Here is a 14,735-nt window from a genome sequence, read left to right on the forward strand (position 1 = left end):
GTTTGATGTAATTTTTGTTATCTTATAATTAAGATAAATGGGAAATTTTGGTGTAGCATATGGCAACAATTTTAGTTGTAGAAGATAGCATAACCGAAGCGCAATTTATCTGTAATTCTCTTCGGGAAGTAGGACTAAATACTATTACAGTTAACACCGCAGAAGCGGCAAAAGTAATAGTTTCTCAAAAAAAGATCGATGCTATTCTATTGGATGTTGTTTTGCCTGGAGAAAGCGGGTTTGGGTTTTGTAGGAAGCTAAAAAGCGAAGATAAAACCAGCCATATACCGATTATAATTTGCTCCAGCAAAAATGGAAAAATAGATCAAACTTGGGGTTTAAAACAGGGAGCTTCTGCTTATTTAACTAAACCCTTAGATCGGGAAGAACTTCTGCAAACAGTCCAACGCTTTATCCAATCTTAAATAGCAAAAATGCAATTTCTCAGCTTCTATCTCACGCCCGAAAATAAAGCAGTACTGCCAACAGATCGGCTAGCTGAAGTGTTTAGTTTAGAGCCCAGTCACGTTACGCCTATACCCGATATGCCCGCAGGTGTTATGGGCGTTTGTAACTGGCGATCGCAAGTTTTATGGCTGGTAGATCTAGCTTATCTATTAGGGATCGGTTCCCTTTTTTCCCAAGATTTGGATTATCAAAAATATACCATCGTGGTAGTTCGCAATAAAAGTAAAGTTTTGGGCTTAGCAGTTAAGGAATTGGGCAATATGATGGGTTACGATCGCTCCCAAATCCAGCCACCCCCAAAAATTGCCATGCCCCAGATGCAGGTGTTAACCTTATGTCTAAAAGGTCAGATAATCAACCCGAACGGCGAAAATATGCTGATTTTAGATGCAAATCCCATTATGGAATTTTTAGCCAAACATCGACATCAATAATACTTTTACGTTCTGTCAAATAGGGTCTAGGGGTAAAATTTAAGCCAATCGACGACAAAATATAACAAGGTTTCTCACATGGATCGGACATCTACCAAAACTTCAACCTCAAATAGTACTATCAATTCTGAAGAGCAAGGGAATTTAATTTCACTGTCTTCTTCATCGGAAATTCTCCCAGTAGCGCCAAATGCCGAAACCAGTGCAGTGGCGTTACAAGATCCCTCAGATTCCTTGCCAGTTACAAGCAATTCAATATCTCCAAACAAACTAATCGATACCCTAGCACTGGAGATCGAAACTGGATGGTGGAAAAAACTGAGTTTGAAAAATAAAGCCACAATCGGTGCGATCGCGATCGCTACCATGCCAACATTGATAATAGGCATAACCAGCTATTATTCTGCCGACAAATTAGCTGGTGTAGTAATTGGCACAGGCTTTTCTGTAGCGATAGGGAGTGCGATCGCCATTTTCCTCGTTAACCGCGCCATTTTTCCCATATTGCTAGCAGCAGCTGCCGTCAAGCAACTCGGACAAGGTAAACTCGATACGCGCATTAACTTTGAAGCAAAAGACGAACTCGGCATCTTAGGATCTAACATCAACCAACTAGCAGATCGATTGCAAACGCTATTAGCAGAAAAAGAAGCAGCCGCCAGACGAGATAGGTTACTGGGCGACATAGCTTGGAGAGCGCGTCAAGCCACAGATACCCAAGAACTGACAAACAGAATTCTGGCTGGGATTCGACGAATTTTAAATGTCGATCGCGCTTTAATTTATCGTTTCAATTCAGACTGGAGCGGCACAATAGTTGCCGAGTCAGTCGGTGCCGGGTGGACGAAAGCTCTCGACGAAAAAATTGACGACCCCTGTTTTCGCGCTCGTTATATCCCACAGTACCAAAATGGGCGCGTTCGTGCGATCGACGATATTTACAACGAACCGGGATTAACCGATTGTCACATTCGTACCTTAGAACAATTTGAAGTCAAAGCTAACCTCGTCGCACCCATGCGAAAAGACAATCGACTGGTAGGTTTGCTGATCGCGCATCAATGTTCCGGGACACGCAACTGGAAAGAATCAGAAATCGATTTCTTCTTACAATTAGCTTCTCAAATAGAATACGCTCTCGACCACGTTGGCTTCATCGAACAACTGCAAGCTGCTGCCAGACGAGAGAGATTATTAGGCGATCTTGCTTGGAAAGCCCGTCAAGCAACAGAACCATCGGAACTTTTATCCTTATCTCTTAATAACATCCGCAAAGTTTTGCAAGTCGATCGAGCTTTAATTTATCAGTTCAACCCAGATTGGAGCGGCACAATAGTTGCCGAATCGGTAGCTACTGGTTGGACAAAAGCTCTTGACGAACAAATTGACGACCCCTGTTTTCGCGCTCGTTATGTCCCCCAGTACCAAAATGGGCGCGTTCGTGCGATCGACAATATATACAACGAACCGGGATTAACCGATTGTCACATTCGTACCTTAGAACAATTTGAAGTCAAAGCTAATCTCGTCGCCCCCATGCGGAAAGACGATCGACTGGTAGGTTTGCTCATAGTTCATCAATGTTCCAGTCCGCGTAATTGGCAGCAGTCAGAAATTGATTTTTTGCTGCAAGTAGCCATACAAATTGAATACGCTCTCGACCACGTTGGTTTTATCAAAGAATTAGAAAAATCCCGCCAAGAAGCTGAAGCAAAGTCTGCCGAACAACGTCAACAAAAAGAAGCATTGCAAGCACAATTAGAAAAATTTCTGCAACAGATAGAAGGAGCTTTTCAAGGAGATTTAACAGTTCGCGCTGGCGTAACTGCTGGCGAACTGGGAACCGTAGCTGACTTTTTCAACGCCTTGATCGAGAACTTACAGCACATTGTTATGCAAGTGCAATCATCTGCCGATGCGGTAACGCAAACAGCCAAGGTGAGCGAAGTAGACGTAAATACGCTTTCCGATGAAGCGAGACGGCAGTCAGAGTCGATCGCTGCTATTTTAGAGCAAATTCAAATCATGGCAAATTCCATCCAGAAAGTTGCCAGCAGCGCCCAGCAAGCAGCACTCAAAGTTCAGGAGGCAAATCAAACATTAAAAGTGGGTGACAAAGCCATGAACAAAACAGTAGATGGGATTTTAACCATCCAAAAAACAGTTGAAGAAACAGCCTTAAAAGTCAAACGCTTGGGCGAATCTTCTCAAAAAATCTCCAGAGTCAGTAGCCTGATCAAAGATTTAGCCAATCAAACAAACATTTTGGCGCTCAATGCTTCCATTGAAGCTACAGGATCTGGTAAACAAAGCCAAGGATTTGCTATTGTCGCCGAAGAAGTACGTACATTGGCAGAACAATCAGCCGGCGCTGCCAAAGAAATTGAACAAATTGTTGAAGAAATTCAAATCGAAACCAACGAAGTTGTCGCCGCGATGGAAGCTGGAATTGCACAGGTAAGTACCGGCACCAACCTTGTCAAAACAACAAGAGCCAAACTGACTTCGATCGCCGCAGTCAGCGCTCAAATTCGCACCCTTGTTGAAGATATGGCTTCTTCCGCAACATCGCAAATGCAGACATCCAGCAACCTCAGCCAAAGTATACAGGAAGTAGCTACTATTGCCAATCAAACTTCAGAACAATCCCAAGCTGTAGCCGACTCATTCACAAAACTTTTAGGAGTCGCCGATGAACTTCAAGAAAGCGTCGCCCAGTTCAGAGTAAAATAAGACTTTAAGGGTGTCCCCTGACACCCAAAATTTTTTTAATTACTTCATCTAAAATACGAAACTGCAAGAGTAACTAATTAGCTATAACTCTGCGTAACTCTGCGTTAACCTTTGCGTACTTTGCGTTAAAAATATCAAAAAAGATGATGATTGAAATAGAAGTTGATGATGAAACTTACCAATTTTTTGTCCAAGAATCCTTGGAATTACTACAACGCCTTGAAGAAGGATTGCTAACTTTACAGCAAGACCATAGCATCAAAAAACTACACAACCTCATGCGATCGGCTCATTCTATCAAAGGAGGAGCGGGCTGTGTCGGTTTAACTGGGATTCAAACTTTAGCTCATCAGCTAGAAAATGGATTGAGGGCGTTATATAGAGAAGATATTAAATTCGATCGCGAACTGGAAGAGCTGCTGTTGCAAGCTTACGATACGCTGCGATCTCCTCTGATGGAGCAAATTCAAACGGGCAAATGCTCTACTGATGGCGCGATCGAAAAGATAAAACTGATAAGTAGCCAACTGGAGCGTCAACTCGGTCATAGCTTGGAGGAAGAAACCCAACTTCCTGAAATGGAAATGGACGTAGATATCGCGCAGTTTCTTTTTACTGAAGAAGTGGCACAGGGACTGGCTCGCTGGTCAGCTCTTTTAAGTAATTCCCAAACATCAGAATTAGTACCAAAATTAAAGGAGCAAGCAGAAGTTTTTGGCAGTATTGGGGAACTGTTGAATCTCCCCGGTTTTGTCGCTATTGCTAAAACAAGTATCTCGGCGTTGCAAGCTAATCCTGAGCAAGTGAAGAAGATTGGAAAACTAGCTGGTGCTGATTTTCGGGCAGCGCAAGCGGCAGTTTTAAAAGGCGATCGTTCAACAGGAGGAAGTCCCTCCGCTGAGTTAGTAAAACTCGCGCAAACTACTCAATTAAAAGCTAAAACTAGCAACGGTAATCGAATGCGATCGCAACCAAAAGCTAAATCCTCAACTAAATCGCTTTTGGAAGATTTGGAGCAAACTTCTAGCCAAATTCAAAACTTACAAGAATCAACATCATCCTTACTCGAATATCTCGACAAAACTTCTACTGAAGTTGGGATATCGCCAAAGGTATCTGAGTCAGAATCATCGCTGCTGGCCGATTTGGAAAATGGCTTAAACAGAAACAGTAACGGCTCCCCAAAACCGCCATCTCCAATTCCAAATATAAAACCTCCAGTAACTAAACCGTCGCTGAAAACAGAAAGTAAAAACGGCTTCGCTCGCAATGGCAGTGTCAAAATAGAATCTGCGGATGTAACCGTTCCTCTTTCCCCAGTTAATTTGAAATTGGAGGCGACTGAAGAAAAACAAGAACCTGCTAGCGATCGCCATTCCAAATTGGCAGTTCGAGTCGATTTAGAACGGCTGGAACTTGTCAATAATTTAGTTGGCGATTTAGTCACTCAAGAAAACAGCTTTCTCCTGCAACATCAGCAACAGAAAGAAATTGTTGATGCGATCGCACAGAAATTGAACCGCTTCCATAAACAAAGCCGCAATTATTTGAACAGGGTAGTCACTCCACCATCTCCCCACAGTACGAGAAGGGGAGTAGAGGAGAAAGAAGAATTAACAATTAATAATTATCAATTACTGGTTTCCTTAACACAAACAATAGGAGAAGAAATCGCACAACTGCAAGAAGCCATTCAAGATATGGCTTTAACCCAACAGCAAGTGCAACAAATTATCAAAAAAAGGCAACAAACTCTCAAGCAGCTGCAAACAAATATCCTAGAGGCTCGGATGCTGCCTTTGGGAAACCTACTGAACCGATTTCCTCGCATGGTGCGAGACTTGGCGGGAAGCCACAAACAAGTCAACCTGCGGCTAATTGGGATGTCTACATTAATCGACAAAGCAATTTTAGAAAAACTTTACGACCCATTAATTCATCTGGTACGCAATGCTTTAGATCACGGGATCGAGACCCTTAAAGTGCGTCAGCAACAAGGAAAATCAGCAACAGGTACTATTACTATCACCGCTTACCATCGAGGCAATCACACCTATATTGAAGTGCAAGATGACGGTCAAGGTATTGATGTAGAAAAAATTGCTCGTCGTGTTGCGGCTTTAAATTTGCTGTCTGCATCTGAGGCATCTAAATTGCCAAAAAAACGCTTGTATGAATATATATTTGTTCCTGGTTTTTCCACTGCTGCTAAAGTGAGCGAACTTTCTGGCCGAGGAGTCGGCTTAGAGGCGGTACGTTTGCAAGTCGCTGCTTTAAAAGGCTCGATCGCGGTTAATTCCGACGCAGGAAAAGGAACTACTTTTATCTTGCGTTTGCCTTTTACTTTGACAGTTACTAGGTTATTGATTTTCACTGTTAACAATAATCTCTTGGCAATTCCTGTAGATGCCCTGGCAGCGATCGCCTTAGCGCCACAAAACCAAATAGAAACCCGTCAAGGGCAAGATTTTTACCGTTGGCAAGGGCAACTAATTCCTGTCTATTCGGAATCTGTTATATCTGCCTATAATTATCCGAGCACGGCAGCGGCTTTCTGGCAACGCAGGGCTTCTTACCTTTGGCAGGAATCTCAGAAAGTTACTCTGTTGTTGATCTCGCAAAATTCTCAAGTTATTGCCTTAAAAATAGACCAAATTTTAATGGAACAGGATCTTGTAATTAAACCTTTTGGTGAGGTAATGATGCCACCTCCTTATCTCTATGCTTGTACAATTTTGGGCGATGGGCGTATGGTTCCTGTAATCGATAGCCAACAGTTAGCAGCTTGGCTTCAACAACAGAAATCGCTGGCAAATACTCCTATTTTGGATTTACCAATACCGCCAAATTTAAATTCTGTTGCTAGCTCATCAACATCTACCGTTTTGGTAATTGATGATTCGCTCACGATGAGGAAGAGTCTGTCTTTGACTCTTAGCAAAGGGGGATATCAAGTATTGCAAGCTCGCAATGGTTGGGAGGCGATCGAACAATTACGCCAAAACCCCGAAATTAAAGCGATCGTCTCTGATGTTGAAATGCCCCAAATGAACGGGTTTGAATTTCTCAGTCGCTGTCGCAAAGAGTTTGCCGATCGTCAGTTACCTATCATTATGCTGACATCCCGCAGTAGCGAAAGGTATCGTTTGTTAGCTAAAAAATTAGGAGCAACTGCTTATTTAACTAAACCATATTTAGATAAGCAGTTGCACAATACTTTAAAAGCTTGTTTGCAATAAAAGTAAATCTGCTACTTTGATAAATGACTGAATTTATTGAACTTGGGTGATGCGAATAAGGTATGGAGTAAACTTGTCTTTTTGATAAGAGCCAATCCAAATGCTATAAGTCCCAGCTAGCCACTGACCGGCAATGCCAGCATTTTTTTTGTTGTTGTCGTCATTACACCAAGTTCCGCCTGGGCCTTTAATTATTAAGGTGGTGTCTTCTGGACTGTCAACCTGAAGGCGCAGATAATTAAAACCAGAAGTCAGAACTAAAGTATGACTGGGATTGCTACCCACAAAGCCCACACAAGGGCCATTTGGTGTTTCCTGAACACCAGCAATGTCGGCAGCACGTTGAGAACCACCGCTAATACCTCTAATAATAGTGGGGTCTGGTTTAAACTCAGGCCCAATAGAAACATTCTCAAACATAGGCATAGCTGGCGCTGGCTGAGCCAAAGTTTTTTGAGCAAGTAAAAAGAAAAAAGTAATAAGTGAAAAGTAGAATATAAACGCCTGTTTGTTTTTTTGTTTTATTTCTTGCATTCGCTCTTTTAGCATAAACTCCGCCTCTATATCTAGCACCTTATTTGGCGCTACAATTATCATAGATTTAAGGAAAAACAGTACAGCTATATAAGTTTATAGTGAAACAGACGCTGAGATTACCAACAAAGTTCCCCTTTCAAACAAATACATTAAAAATTAAAAATTAAAAATGAATAATTTGCCATTTTTAATTTTTAATTTTTAATTTTACACCGCTGACTGTAAGCGAATCCGATCGACTCTCCGCTGATGCAGCAGCAGCCAAGATTGAATCAAATCGGGGCCATGCACGTCGCCGGTGAGAGCAGCTCGGAGACTTCGCATTACTAATCCTTTTTTCAGATTTTGTTCTTTGGTGACTTGTTTGATAATTTCTTGTGTGCCTGCTTCTGTTAGCGGTTGATGGCGATCGAGCGCATCAAGTATTGCTTTGAGTGCGGTTTTGGCGGCTTCCTGCTGTAACTGCGCTTTTCCTTCTTCCGTAAATTCTACATTGGCGGTAAAGAAATATCGAGTCATTTCGATCGCATCCGGTGCAGCTGCCAAATCCGGGCCGATCGCAGTCATAATTTCTTGTAGCCAAGCGCGATCGCTCACTGGCAAACGCACTAAGCTAGGGCCGATCAAAGCCGTAATTTGCTCTAACCAAGCGCGATCGCTCACCGGATCGAATTGATAGCCAGCTGCTTGCCAGTAAGGAATCAGCACATCCGTTAGCTGGGGTACTGGTATCGCGTGCAGGTACTGAGTGTTAATCCAATCCAGCTTCGCCCAGTCAAACTTTGCCCCCGCCTTATTAACGCGATCGAAACTGAACAGCTCGGCGGCTTCAGCCAAAGTAAAAATTTCCTTCGTTGAGTCTGGCGGCGACCAACCCAGCAAAGTCATGTAATTGACCATCGCTTCCGGAGTGTAGCCCAACTTCTTAAAGTCGAAGATGGAAGTCACACCCTTACGTTTAGAAAGTTTTTCTCCCTTTTTGTTCAAAATTAAAGGAGTGTGGGCAAAGTGCGGCACTGCTGCGCCAAAAGCTTCGTAGAGCAGAATTTGTTTGGCGGTGTTGGCGATATGGTCTTCACCCCGGATGACATGAGTAATTTTCATATCAATGTCATCCAACACCACTGCCAAATTGTACAGTGGCTGACCGAAGGGTTCCGTTTCCGAAGCACGGGCAATTACGATATCACCACCCAGATCGCTGCTTTTCCAGGCGATCTTACCCCGTACCATATCGTGCCAAGAAATCTCGCGATCGTCATCGATTTTGAAGCGAATCACCGGACGTCGCCCTTCGGCTTCAAAAGCTGCCTGCTGCTCTGGCGTCAGATTGCGATGTCGTTTATCGTAGCGGGGAGCCTCCTTTCTCGCTATCTGAGCTGCTCGCATTTCTTCCAGTTCCGCTTCGCTGGTGTAGCAACGATAGGCCAAACCTTTATCCAGTAGCGTTTGAATCGCTTGCTTATACAGGTCGAAACGCTGGGTTTGGAAAAATGGCCCTTCATCCCAGTTCAGTCCCAGCCAAGTCAGACCGTCAAGAATGTTTTGGGTGTACTCCGGACGAGAGCGTTCTAAATCCGTGTCTTCAATTCGCAAGATAAACTGCCCGCCTTGATGACGGGCAAACAGCCAATTAAATACAGCCGTTCTGGCCGTACCGATATGTAGATTTCCCGTAGGACTGGGTGCTATCCGAACTCTAACTGTCACAGTTACTTGTCACTTGTTACTTTTTACTTGTCGATCGCTAAAGCCGATGCTAGAATTCTAGTCTTTTCACTGGTGAATTCAGCATTCACAACTTAGCACTTTCTACGGGACTGACGGGGCTCGAACCCGCAACTTCCGCCGTGACAGGGCGGTGCTCTAACCGATTGAACTACAGTCCCTTTTTGGGCACGTTTTCCATTGTGCAGTTCTTTCCCCTTTTTGTCAAACCTGGTTTACAAAACTTTACAATTCTTTCTTTGAGGGCGTCGGGGCTAGGGGAGAGGGATTGGGATTGGGAATAGGGAAGAGATTAATTCTTCCACTCCCCACTCTTCCCCTAGCCCCTAGCCTCTAGCCCCTAGCCCCGACGCCCCTATGGCAACGCGCTTTACTCGCGTTAAGAGCAACGTTAGGAGGACAAAACCAGCGATCGCCCTTGGTTCTGGAATTCTCCGAGGCGGATCGTCATCCTCATCATCCTCAACATACAAACCGAGAGCTGCCACAACATTCTCGTTAGGAATACGTACACCTTCCTCATTCTTCTCCGTCAAACCGAAACCCCCTGCGTACTCCCACATAGCCCATCCAATATCGTACTTTTCCAGGGCAACGCGGGTGTCGTGAATCCAAGCAACGCGATCGTCCTCAGCCACAGAAGAACGGTAAACGCCAAACTCATTCGCGGTTATCCGCACGTTGTTTTCTTGGGCCCAAGCAGCAGCTTCTCCAATCCGCGCTTCTATTTTGGCGGCATCCCACTTTCGATCGCAATAAGATTGCGCCCATTCTCTAGCAGTTTCGTCAATTATTGTGGGGATAAGCGCCGCGCAGTCCTCTTGATTGTAGGGATAAGGGAGATCGTGGAGATATAAAAATGCTTCATCCATCCAATCTGCGCCCTGATGCGTGAAAACCATCGGCTCATAAAAGTGAAAGTTATAAACTACATTTGGATCTTCAACAGGAGTCAGCGCCTTGAGACCGTCTATACTGTCCCAATCGAATCCCTTCGCAATCAAAGTATGATTCGGTGCGCCTTCGCGCATCGCAGCTAGCAGCTTTCCCTGCACTTCATTCCAACGCTCTACAGGATTAATATTGGGATTGTTACTGAGAAAGTAACTGAAGGCAGGTTCATTGAGCGTTTCTAGGAAAACCTGTTCTGGATTGCGAGTACTCAGATGTCCTGCCAAAGTTTTCCAGAACTGACTAACAGAGTTCACAAAAGCATCATCGTTAGCCAAAAGCTCCTTAAATTTATCTTCTGGACTAAGGTCTATTATTACTGACAAGTCCTTTGCCAATATCTTATCTAGGGCGCTGTCCAAATAACTTAAATACTTAGTATTGAGTACTCCTGGGTTGTTTTCATCGAATAAAAAAGCGGAGTCGATCGGCACACGAACGTGTTCAAACCCCAAACTCTTAATGGTTTCCAGATCGCTGTCGGTGATGCGATCGAAGTTAAAGCTAGAGGTTTGGGAAAACCAACCTGTGAGATTAATCCCCCGCGTTAACTCATCAAAGCGCGTATCGACGATGTTGCTAATGCTTTGGTCGCCCTGCAAACTTTCTGAGCCTGAAATAGCTTCATTGGCATAGGCGAGCCCTGGCATCATACAACAGATAATTGTGATGCTAAACAATTTGAAGATCTTCATTTTTTAGTACCAGGCAGATGCAAAGATTCCTGAAGTCTACTTAGTTTGTTAATCCTGCGATGATGTGCAGTTCGCGGTTCGTAGTAATGAACCATCAACTGCGAACCGAAACAAAAAGCTCAGTTTTTCCTCGCGCCAAGGTTATGTAAAATTACAGATTCATTGCTAAGTATTCTTCAGGAATTCCAAAGCAATATGGCATAATTATTAGCGAAAAGCTAGTAAATTTACGTACTTTACTAAAAATTTATACTTGCTTCACAGTAAATTTACATATCTAATGTAAAGATTCTGTAATTTTTATGTGAAGCTTCAGTGTTTTTTCTATGTAATATTTACTTAGTCCCTTTTTGTTTGACTTTTTTAGTTCTTCTTCGCCTTCCAACGCTTGAGGACGATCGGCAAAGCAGATAGCACAGCTAACATTGCCAAAGCACCGAAAAGCTGCCAAGGCGGACGACCTGTAGCCGCTTGTAATCCACCTTGGCCCAACCAAGCATAAGCAAAGGTTCCCGGTACAATTCCAATAGCTGTGGCCAGGATGTAGACTGGTAGGGAAATTGGCGTCAAACCTAACAAATAATTAACCGCATTGAACGGAAAAATAGGGGCGAGACGGATCGATAGGGCAAACCAAAATTCATTTTCCTCAATACCCTGACTGAGTTCGCGCAAGCGATCGCCCTTTTCAAACTGCTGCTTTACCCACTCACCCCCAATAAACCGGGCCACCAAAAAAGCACCCGTTGCCCCCAAAGTCGCCCCAATCACCGTCCATAAAGCACCCCAAATCGCCCCAAACAGCGCCCCGGCTGAGAGCGTTAAAATCGTACCCGGTATAGCAAATAATGTCGCCAAAAAATAAATAACAATATATGCCAGCGGTGCAAAAACTCCTGCCTGCTGCTTGAGGGCTTGTAGATTTTCTGGCATCAACCAAGAACCGACTGGTGTATATTTGAGGAGGATAAAGTCAGCCACGATAAACGCGACTATCCCCACAACCAGTTTTATCCACGAGTGCTTTTTTTGCTCATTTGTCATCGGTCATCTCATTAGTTCAAATTTTTAAACCAAAGCGCCACCGCAACTAGAACCGCACCCCGCCGTACAACCATAACAATAAGCGGCTGTTTGCACTTCGTCAATCAAATCCAAACTGCCCGCTGCTAGTAAATTAGCAACGGTTAAAGGTTCCCCATACCGTGTTTTAGCTGGGATATTTTCCATCTGGTTAAAGTCGCAATCATAAACATTTCCCAGATGATCGATAGAAAGCTCATCCCTGCACATGAGATTTTCGAGCGTGCTGGGATTAAAATTCGATTCCAAAAATTGCAGATAGGGAGCGTAAAGTTTTTGGCGTTGTAGATGCAGCTTTGTCCGTCCGATCGGTAAGTTAGTAATAGTGAACAAGTTGTTAAAATTAATTTTAAATTTATCTAACAAAAACTTTTTATAATCTTGCTCAAGGTTAATCTGATTTGGAGGTAGAGAAAAATTTTCTGTCCTGGGTACTTGAGGATTGTATACTAAGTCAAGAATTAAATTATCTTTTTTAGCGTAGCCTAGCTTGTTAAGCAATTGGAGAGCGCGAATTGAGGCATCGTAAACACCGTTTCCCCGCATTTTATCGACATTATCTTGCAGGTAGCACGGTAAGGAAGCAACTATTCTCAGTTGCAGTTTTGCACAATATTCAGGAATATCTTGAAAACCTTCTTCAAAATAAATCGTCAGGTTCGATCGCACAATCACTTGTTTGCCTGCGTGACGCGCTGCTTCTGCCAGTGGCTTAAAGCCGTAAAGCATTTCGGGTGCGCCGCCAGTCAGGTCAACTATCTTAATTTGGGGGAATTTATAGATAAGTTCAATTAGTCGATCGCAAACTTCTGGAGAAAGTTCTTCAGTGCGTTTTGGCCCAGCTTCCACATGGCAATGAGCGCAGGCAAGATTGCAGCGTTTACCGAGATTTATTTGTAAAACAGTAATGTTCTTTTTACTTAAAGGTTCGCCAAGTTTTTTCCTAAATGGGGTAACTTGTGTGGTAGTCGATCGTGCCTGAACCATTTTGCTTTGGCATAAGTAGGGTGCGTTAACCATAGTGTAACGCACCCCTAACATTATAAAATTGTGGGCCTAACCCACACTGCTAATGTTTCAGATGGTATTGACTAAAGCTAGTTGACAGATTCAACCAGCTTTGCTACTCTTTCCTTGACTTCATCGCGAACTCTACGAAAAACTTCGATCGCTTGTCCGTCGGGATCGTCCAGTTGCCAATCTTCAAAAACTTCGCGCATCACCCAATGTTCTGGTAAGTTCACTCCACAGCCGCACAGAGATATGACGATATCGTAGTCTTGGGGTTTAAAATCGCTCAAAGGTTTTGATGTTTGAGAAGTGATATCGATGCCAATTTCATCCATCACTCGAACGGCAACTTGATTAACGTGGCTCGCTTCCAGTCCGGAACTGGTAACAGATATTTTACCTTGTCCTAGCCTGCGAGCAAATCCTTCTGCCATTTGGGAACGGCAAGAGTTTTTCTTGCAAACGAACATGACTTTTTTCATAGGTTTTTAAGCAGGGTAAACTATATTTTGTCCGGTTGTATCGGTTGTATATAAGCGATACAAAAGATTATCTGTGGAGATCGGGGGTTAAATTTTTACCGCAGATGTAAGCAGATAAACGCAGATGGACGCGGATAAGAAAGCGATTTTTTATCCAACCGATGCTACCGGAGTTGAGATTATTCAAAATAACCGATACAGCGGGGGTCTCGCAATGACGCTTTTTCGGGAGTGCGGGGAAACCAAAATGCCGTTTGTTTGCAAAGTTTTACCAGCATAAGCATTACGGGAACTTCAATTAAAACGCCTACTACTGTGGCTAGTGCTGCGCCGGAATTTAAACCGAAAAGCATGACAGCGGTGGCGATCGCAACTTCAAAATGATTGCTAGCACCTATCAGCGCAGCGGGTGCAGCATCTTCATAAGGAAGTTTCATTTTTAAAGCTGCTACGTAACTAATTAGGAAAATAAAGTTGGTTTGGATAAACAGCGGTACTGCGATTAGCAGAATGTGTAGGGGATTGTTGACAATTAGTTCTCCCTTGAAGGCAAACAGAAGGATTAATGTCAGTAAAAGCGCTGCGATCGCAATTGGATTGAGATACTTCAGAAAGCGATGTTCAAACCACTCTCTTCCCTTATTTTTGAGAATCCAGTAACGGCTGTACATTCCAGCAGCTAAAGGCAAACCCACATATATTAACACTGATAGCACAATTGTTTGCCAAGGTACTACCAGATCGTTTGCTGCTAACAACCACCTCCCCAAAGGTGCGTACAGAAACAGCATTGTCAGAGAATTTACTGCTACCATTACTAGAGTATGTCCCTGATTGCCGTAGGAAAGATATCCCCACATCAGTACCATCGCTGTACAAGGAGCGATTCCTAATAAAATTGTCCCGGCAATATAGGAGTTAGTTAGCGCGACTTCAGCGCCGCGAATTAGTTCGTTTCCTGGAATTAAAGGGCGAAACAGCCACCCCAAGAAAAACTGTGCAAAAACTACCATTGTAAATGGCTTGATTAACCAGTTTACTACTAAAGTAAGGATGACTGGTTTGGGCGATCGCATTGCATTTGCTGCTTGGGTAAAGTCGATTTTTACCATGATGGGATACATCATGAAAAACAAACAAATGGCAATGGGAATCGACACTTGATAAACGCTCATTGCATCAAGTGCTACCGCTACACCTGGGAATAATCTACCCAGTGCGATGCCAGCCAAAATGCACAAAAATACCCAGACAGTGAGATATTTTTCAAAGAAACTGAGATTGCTTCCAGCATTAACTGGAAGTCTACTCGATCGAGACTTATTTGTATTCATTATCATTACCTGAATTTGGGATCGGCTATGAGAGCCGATC

The 14,735-nt window shown here is 43.5% G+C and carries 11 protein-coding genes and 1 tRNA gene; 4 read left to right on the plus strand and 8 right to left on the minus strand.

Annotated elements, in window-relative coordinates:
* The first annotated feature begins 59 nt into the window (after positions 1–59).
* The 4 genes from H6G03_RS18260 to H6G03_RS18275 all read left to right on the plus strand — a co-directional run bounded on the left by H6G03_RS18260 (position 60) and on the right by H6G03_RS18275 (position 6,874).
* Entirely contained in the window at positions 60–425 is a 366-nt protein-coding gene (locus H6G03_RS18260) for a response regulator (protein ID WP_190466277.1), read from the plus strand.
* Between the two features lie 9 nt (positions 426–434).
* Positions 435–902 (plus strand): chemotaxis protein CheW, encoded by a 468-nt coding sequence (locus H6G03_RS18265; RefSeq protein ID WP_190466282.1) that lies wholly within the window; start codon positions 435–437, stop codon positions 900–902.
* A gap of 78 nt (positions 903–980) precedes the next feature.
* Entirely contained in the window at positions 981–3,635 is a 2,655-nt protein-coding gene (locus H6G03_RS18270) for a GAF domain-containing protein (RefSeq protein ID WP_190466285.1), read from the plus strand.
* 143 nt (positions 3,636–3,778) lie between these two features.
* Positions 3,779–6,874 (plus strand): hybrid sensor histidine kinase/response regulator, encoded by a 3,096-nt coding sequence (locus tag H6G03_RS18275; protein WP_190466288.1) that lies wholly within the window; start codon positions 3,779–3,781, stop codon positions 6,872–6,874.
* Between the two features lie 33 nt (positions 6,875–6,907).
* Here the strand turns inward: H6G03_RS18275 and H6G03_RS18280 are convergent, their stop codons facing one another.
* The 8 genes from H6G03_RS18280 to arsB form a co-directional block, all read right to left on the minus strand.
* On the minus strand, positions 6,908–7,471 hold the full coding sequence (locus tag H6G03_RS18280; RefSeq protein ID WP_199315356.1) for a hypothetical protein: 564 nt from the start codon (positions 7,469–7,471) through the stop codon (positions 6,908–6,910).
* A gap of 147 nt (positions 7,472–7,618) precedes the next feature.
* Positions 7,619–9,121, minus strand: coding sequence for a glutamate--tRNA ligase (gltX, locus tag H6G03_RS18285; RefSeq protein ID WP_190466290.1), 1,503 nt, complete (start codon positions 9,119–9,121; stop codon positions 7,619–7,621).
* A 105-nt stretch (positions 9,122–9,226) separates the two neighbouring features.
* Positions 9,227–9,300: transfer RNA gene (locus H6G03_RS18290), tRNA-Asp, on the minus strand.
* Positions 9,301–9,465: 165 nt separating this feature from the next.
* Positions 9,466–10,785, minus strand: coding sequence for a glycoside hydrolase family 5 protein (locus tag H6G03_RS18295; protein WP_190466295.1), 1,320 nt, complete (start codon positions 10,783–10,785; stop codon positions 9,466–9,468).
* 363 nt (positions 10,786–11,148) lie between these two features.
* Positions 11,149–11,829 carry a TVP38/TMEM64 family protein gene (locus tag H6G03_RS18300; RefSeq protein ID WP_190466298.1) on the minus strand — a complete coding sequence of 227 codons (681 nt, stop codon included), beginning with the start codon at positions 11,827–11,829 and terminating at the stop codon, positions 11,149–11,151.
* A 24-nt stretch (positions 11,830–11,853) separates the two neighbouring features.
* Positions 11,854–12,855, minus strand: coding sequence for an arsenosugar biosynthesis radical SAM (seleno)protein ArsS (gene arsS, locus H6G03_RS18305; protein WP_190466338.1), 1,002 nt, complete (start codon positions 12,853–12,855; stop codon positions 11,854–11,856).
* Positions 12,856–12,965: 110 nt separating this feature from the next.
* Positions 12,966–13,361, minus strand: a complete 396-nt coding sequence (gene arsC / locus H6G03_RS18310; RefSeq protein ID WP_190466301.1) for an arsenate reductase, glutathione/glutaredoxin type — start codon at positions 13,359–13,361, stop codon at positions 12,966–12,968.
* A gap of 179 nt (positions 13,362–13,540) precedes the next feature.
* Positions 13,541–14,695: an ACR3 family arsenite efflux transporter gene (gene arsB, locus H6G03_RS18315; protein ID WP_190466305.1), complete on the minus strand. Its 1,155-nt coding sequence runs from the start codon at positions 14,693–14,695 to the stop codon at positions 13,541–13,543.
* Positions 14,696–14,735 lie beyond the last annotated feature (40 nt).

It is taken from the genome of Aerosakkonema funiforme FACHB-1375, from assembly GCF_014696265.1.
Lineage (GTDB): Bacteria > Cyanobacteriota > Cyanobacteriia > Cyanobacteriales > Aerosakkonemataceae > Aerosakkonema > Aerosakkonema funiforme_A.

Bases quoted from the DNA above. Each gene is read 5' to 3' on its own strand.
- H6G03_RS18260 (WP_190466277.1), top strand. From the start codon at position 60: ATGGCAACAATTTTAGTTGTAGAAGATAGCATAACCGAAGCGCAATTT.
- arsC (WP_190466301.1), bottom strand. From the start codon at position 13,361: ATGAAAAAAGTCATGTTCGTTTGCAAGAAAAACTCTTGCCGTTCCCAA.
- H6G03_RS18275 (WP_190466288.1), top strand. From the start codon at position 3,779: ATGATGATTGAAATAGAAGTTGATGATGAAACTTACCAATTTTTTGTC.
- H6G03_RS18300 (WP_190466298.1), bottom strand. From the start codon at position 11,829: ATGACAAATGAGCAAAAAAAGCACTCGTGGATAAAACTGGTTGTGGGG.
- arsB (WP_190466305.1), bottom strand. From the start codon at position 14,695: ATGAATACAAATAAGTCTCGATCGAGTAGACTTCCAGTTAATGCTGGA.
- arsS (WP_190466338.1), bottom strand. From the start codon at position 12,855: ATGGTTCAGGCACGATCGACTACCACACAAGTTACCCCATTTAGGAAA.
- H6G03_RS18265 (WP_190466282.1), top strand. From the start codon at position 435: ATGCAATTTCTCAGCTTCTATCTCACGCCCGAAAATAAAGCAGTACTG.
- H6G03_RS18295 (WP_190466295.1), bottom strand. From the start codon at position 10,785: ATGAAGATCTTCAAATTGTTTAGCATCACAATTATCTGTTGTATGATG.
- H6G03_RS18280 (WP_199315356.1), bottom strand. From the start codon at position 7,471: ATGATAATTGTAGCGCCAAATAAGGTGCTAGATATAGAGGCGGAGTTT.
- H6G03_RS18270 (WP_190466285.1), top strand. From the start codon at position 981: ATGGATCGGACATCTACCAAAACTTCAACCTCAAATAGTACTATCAAT.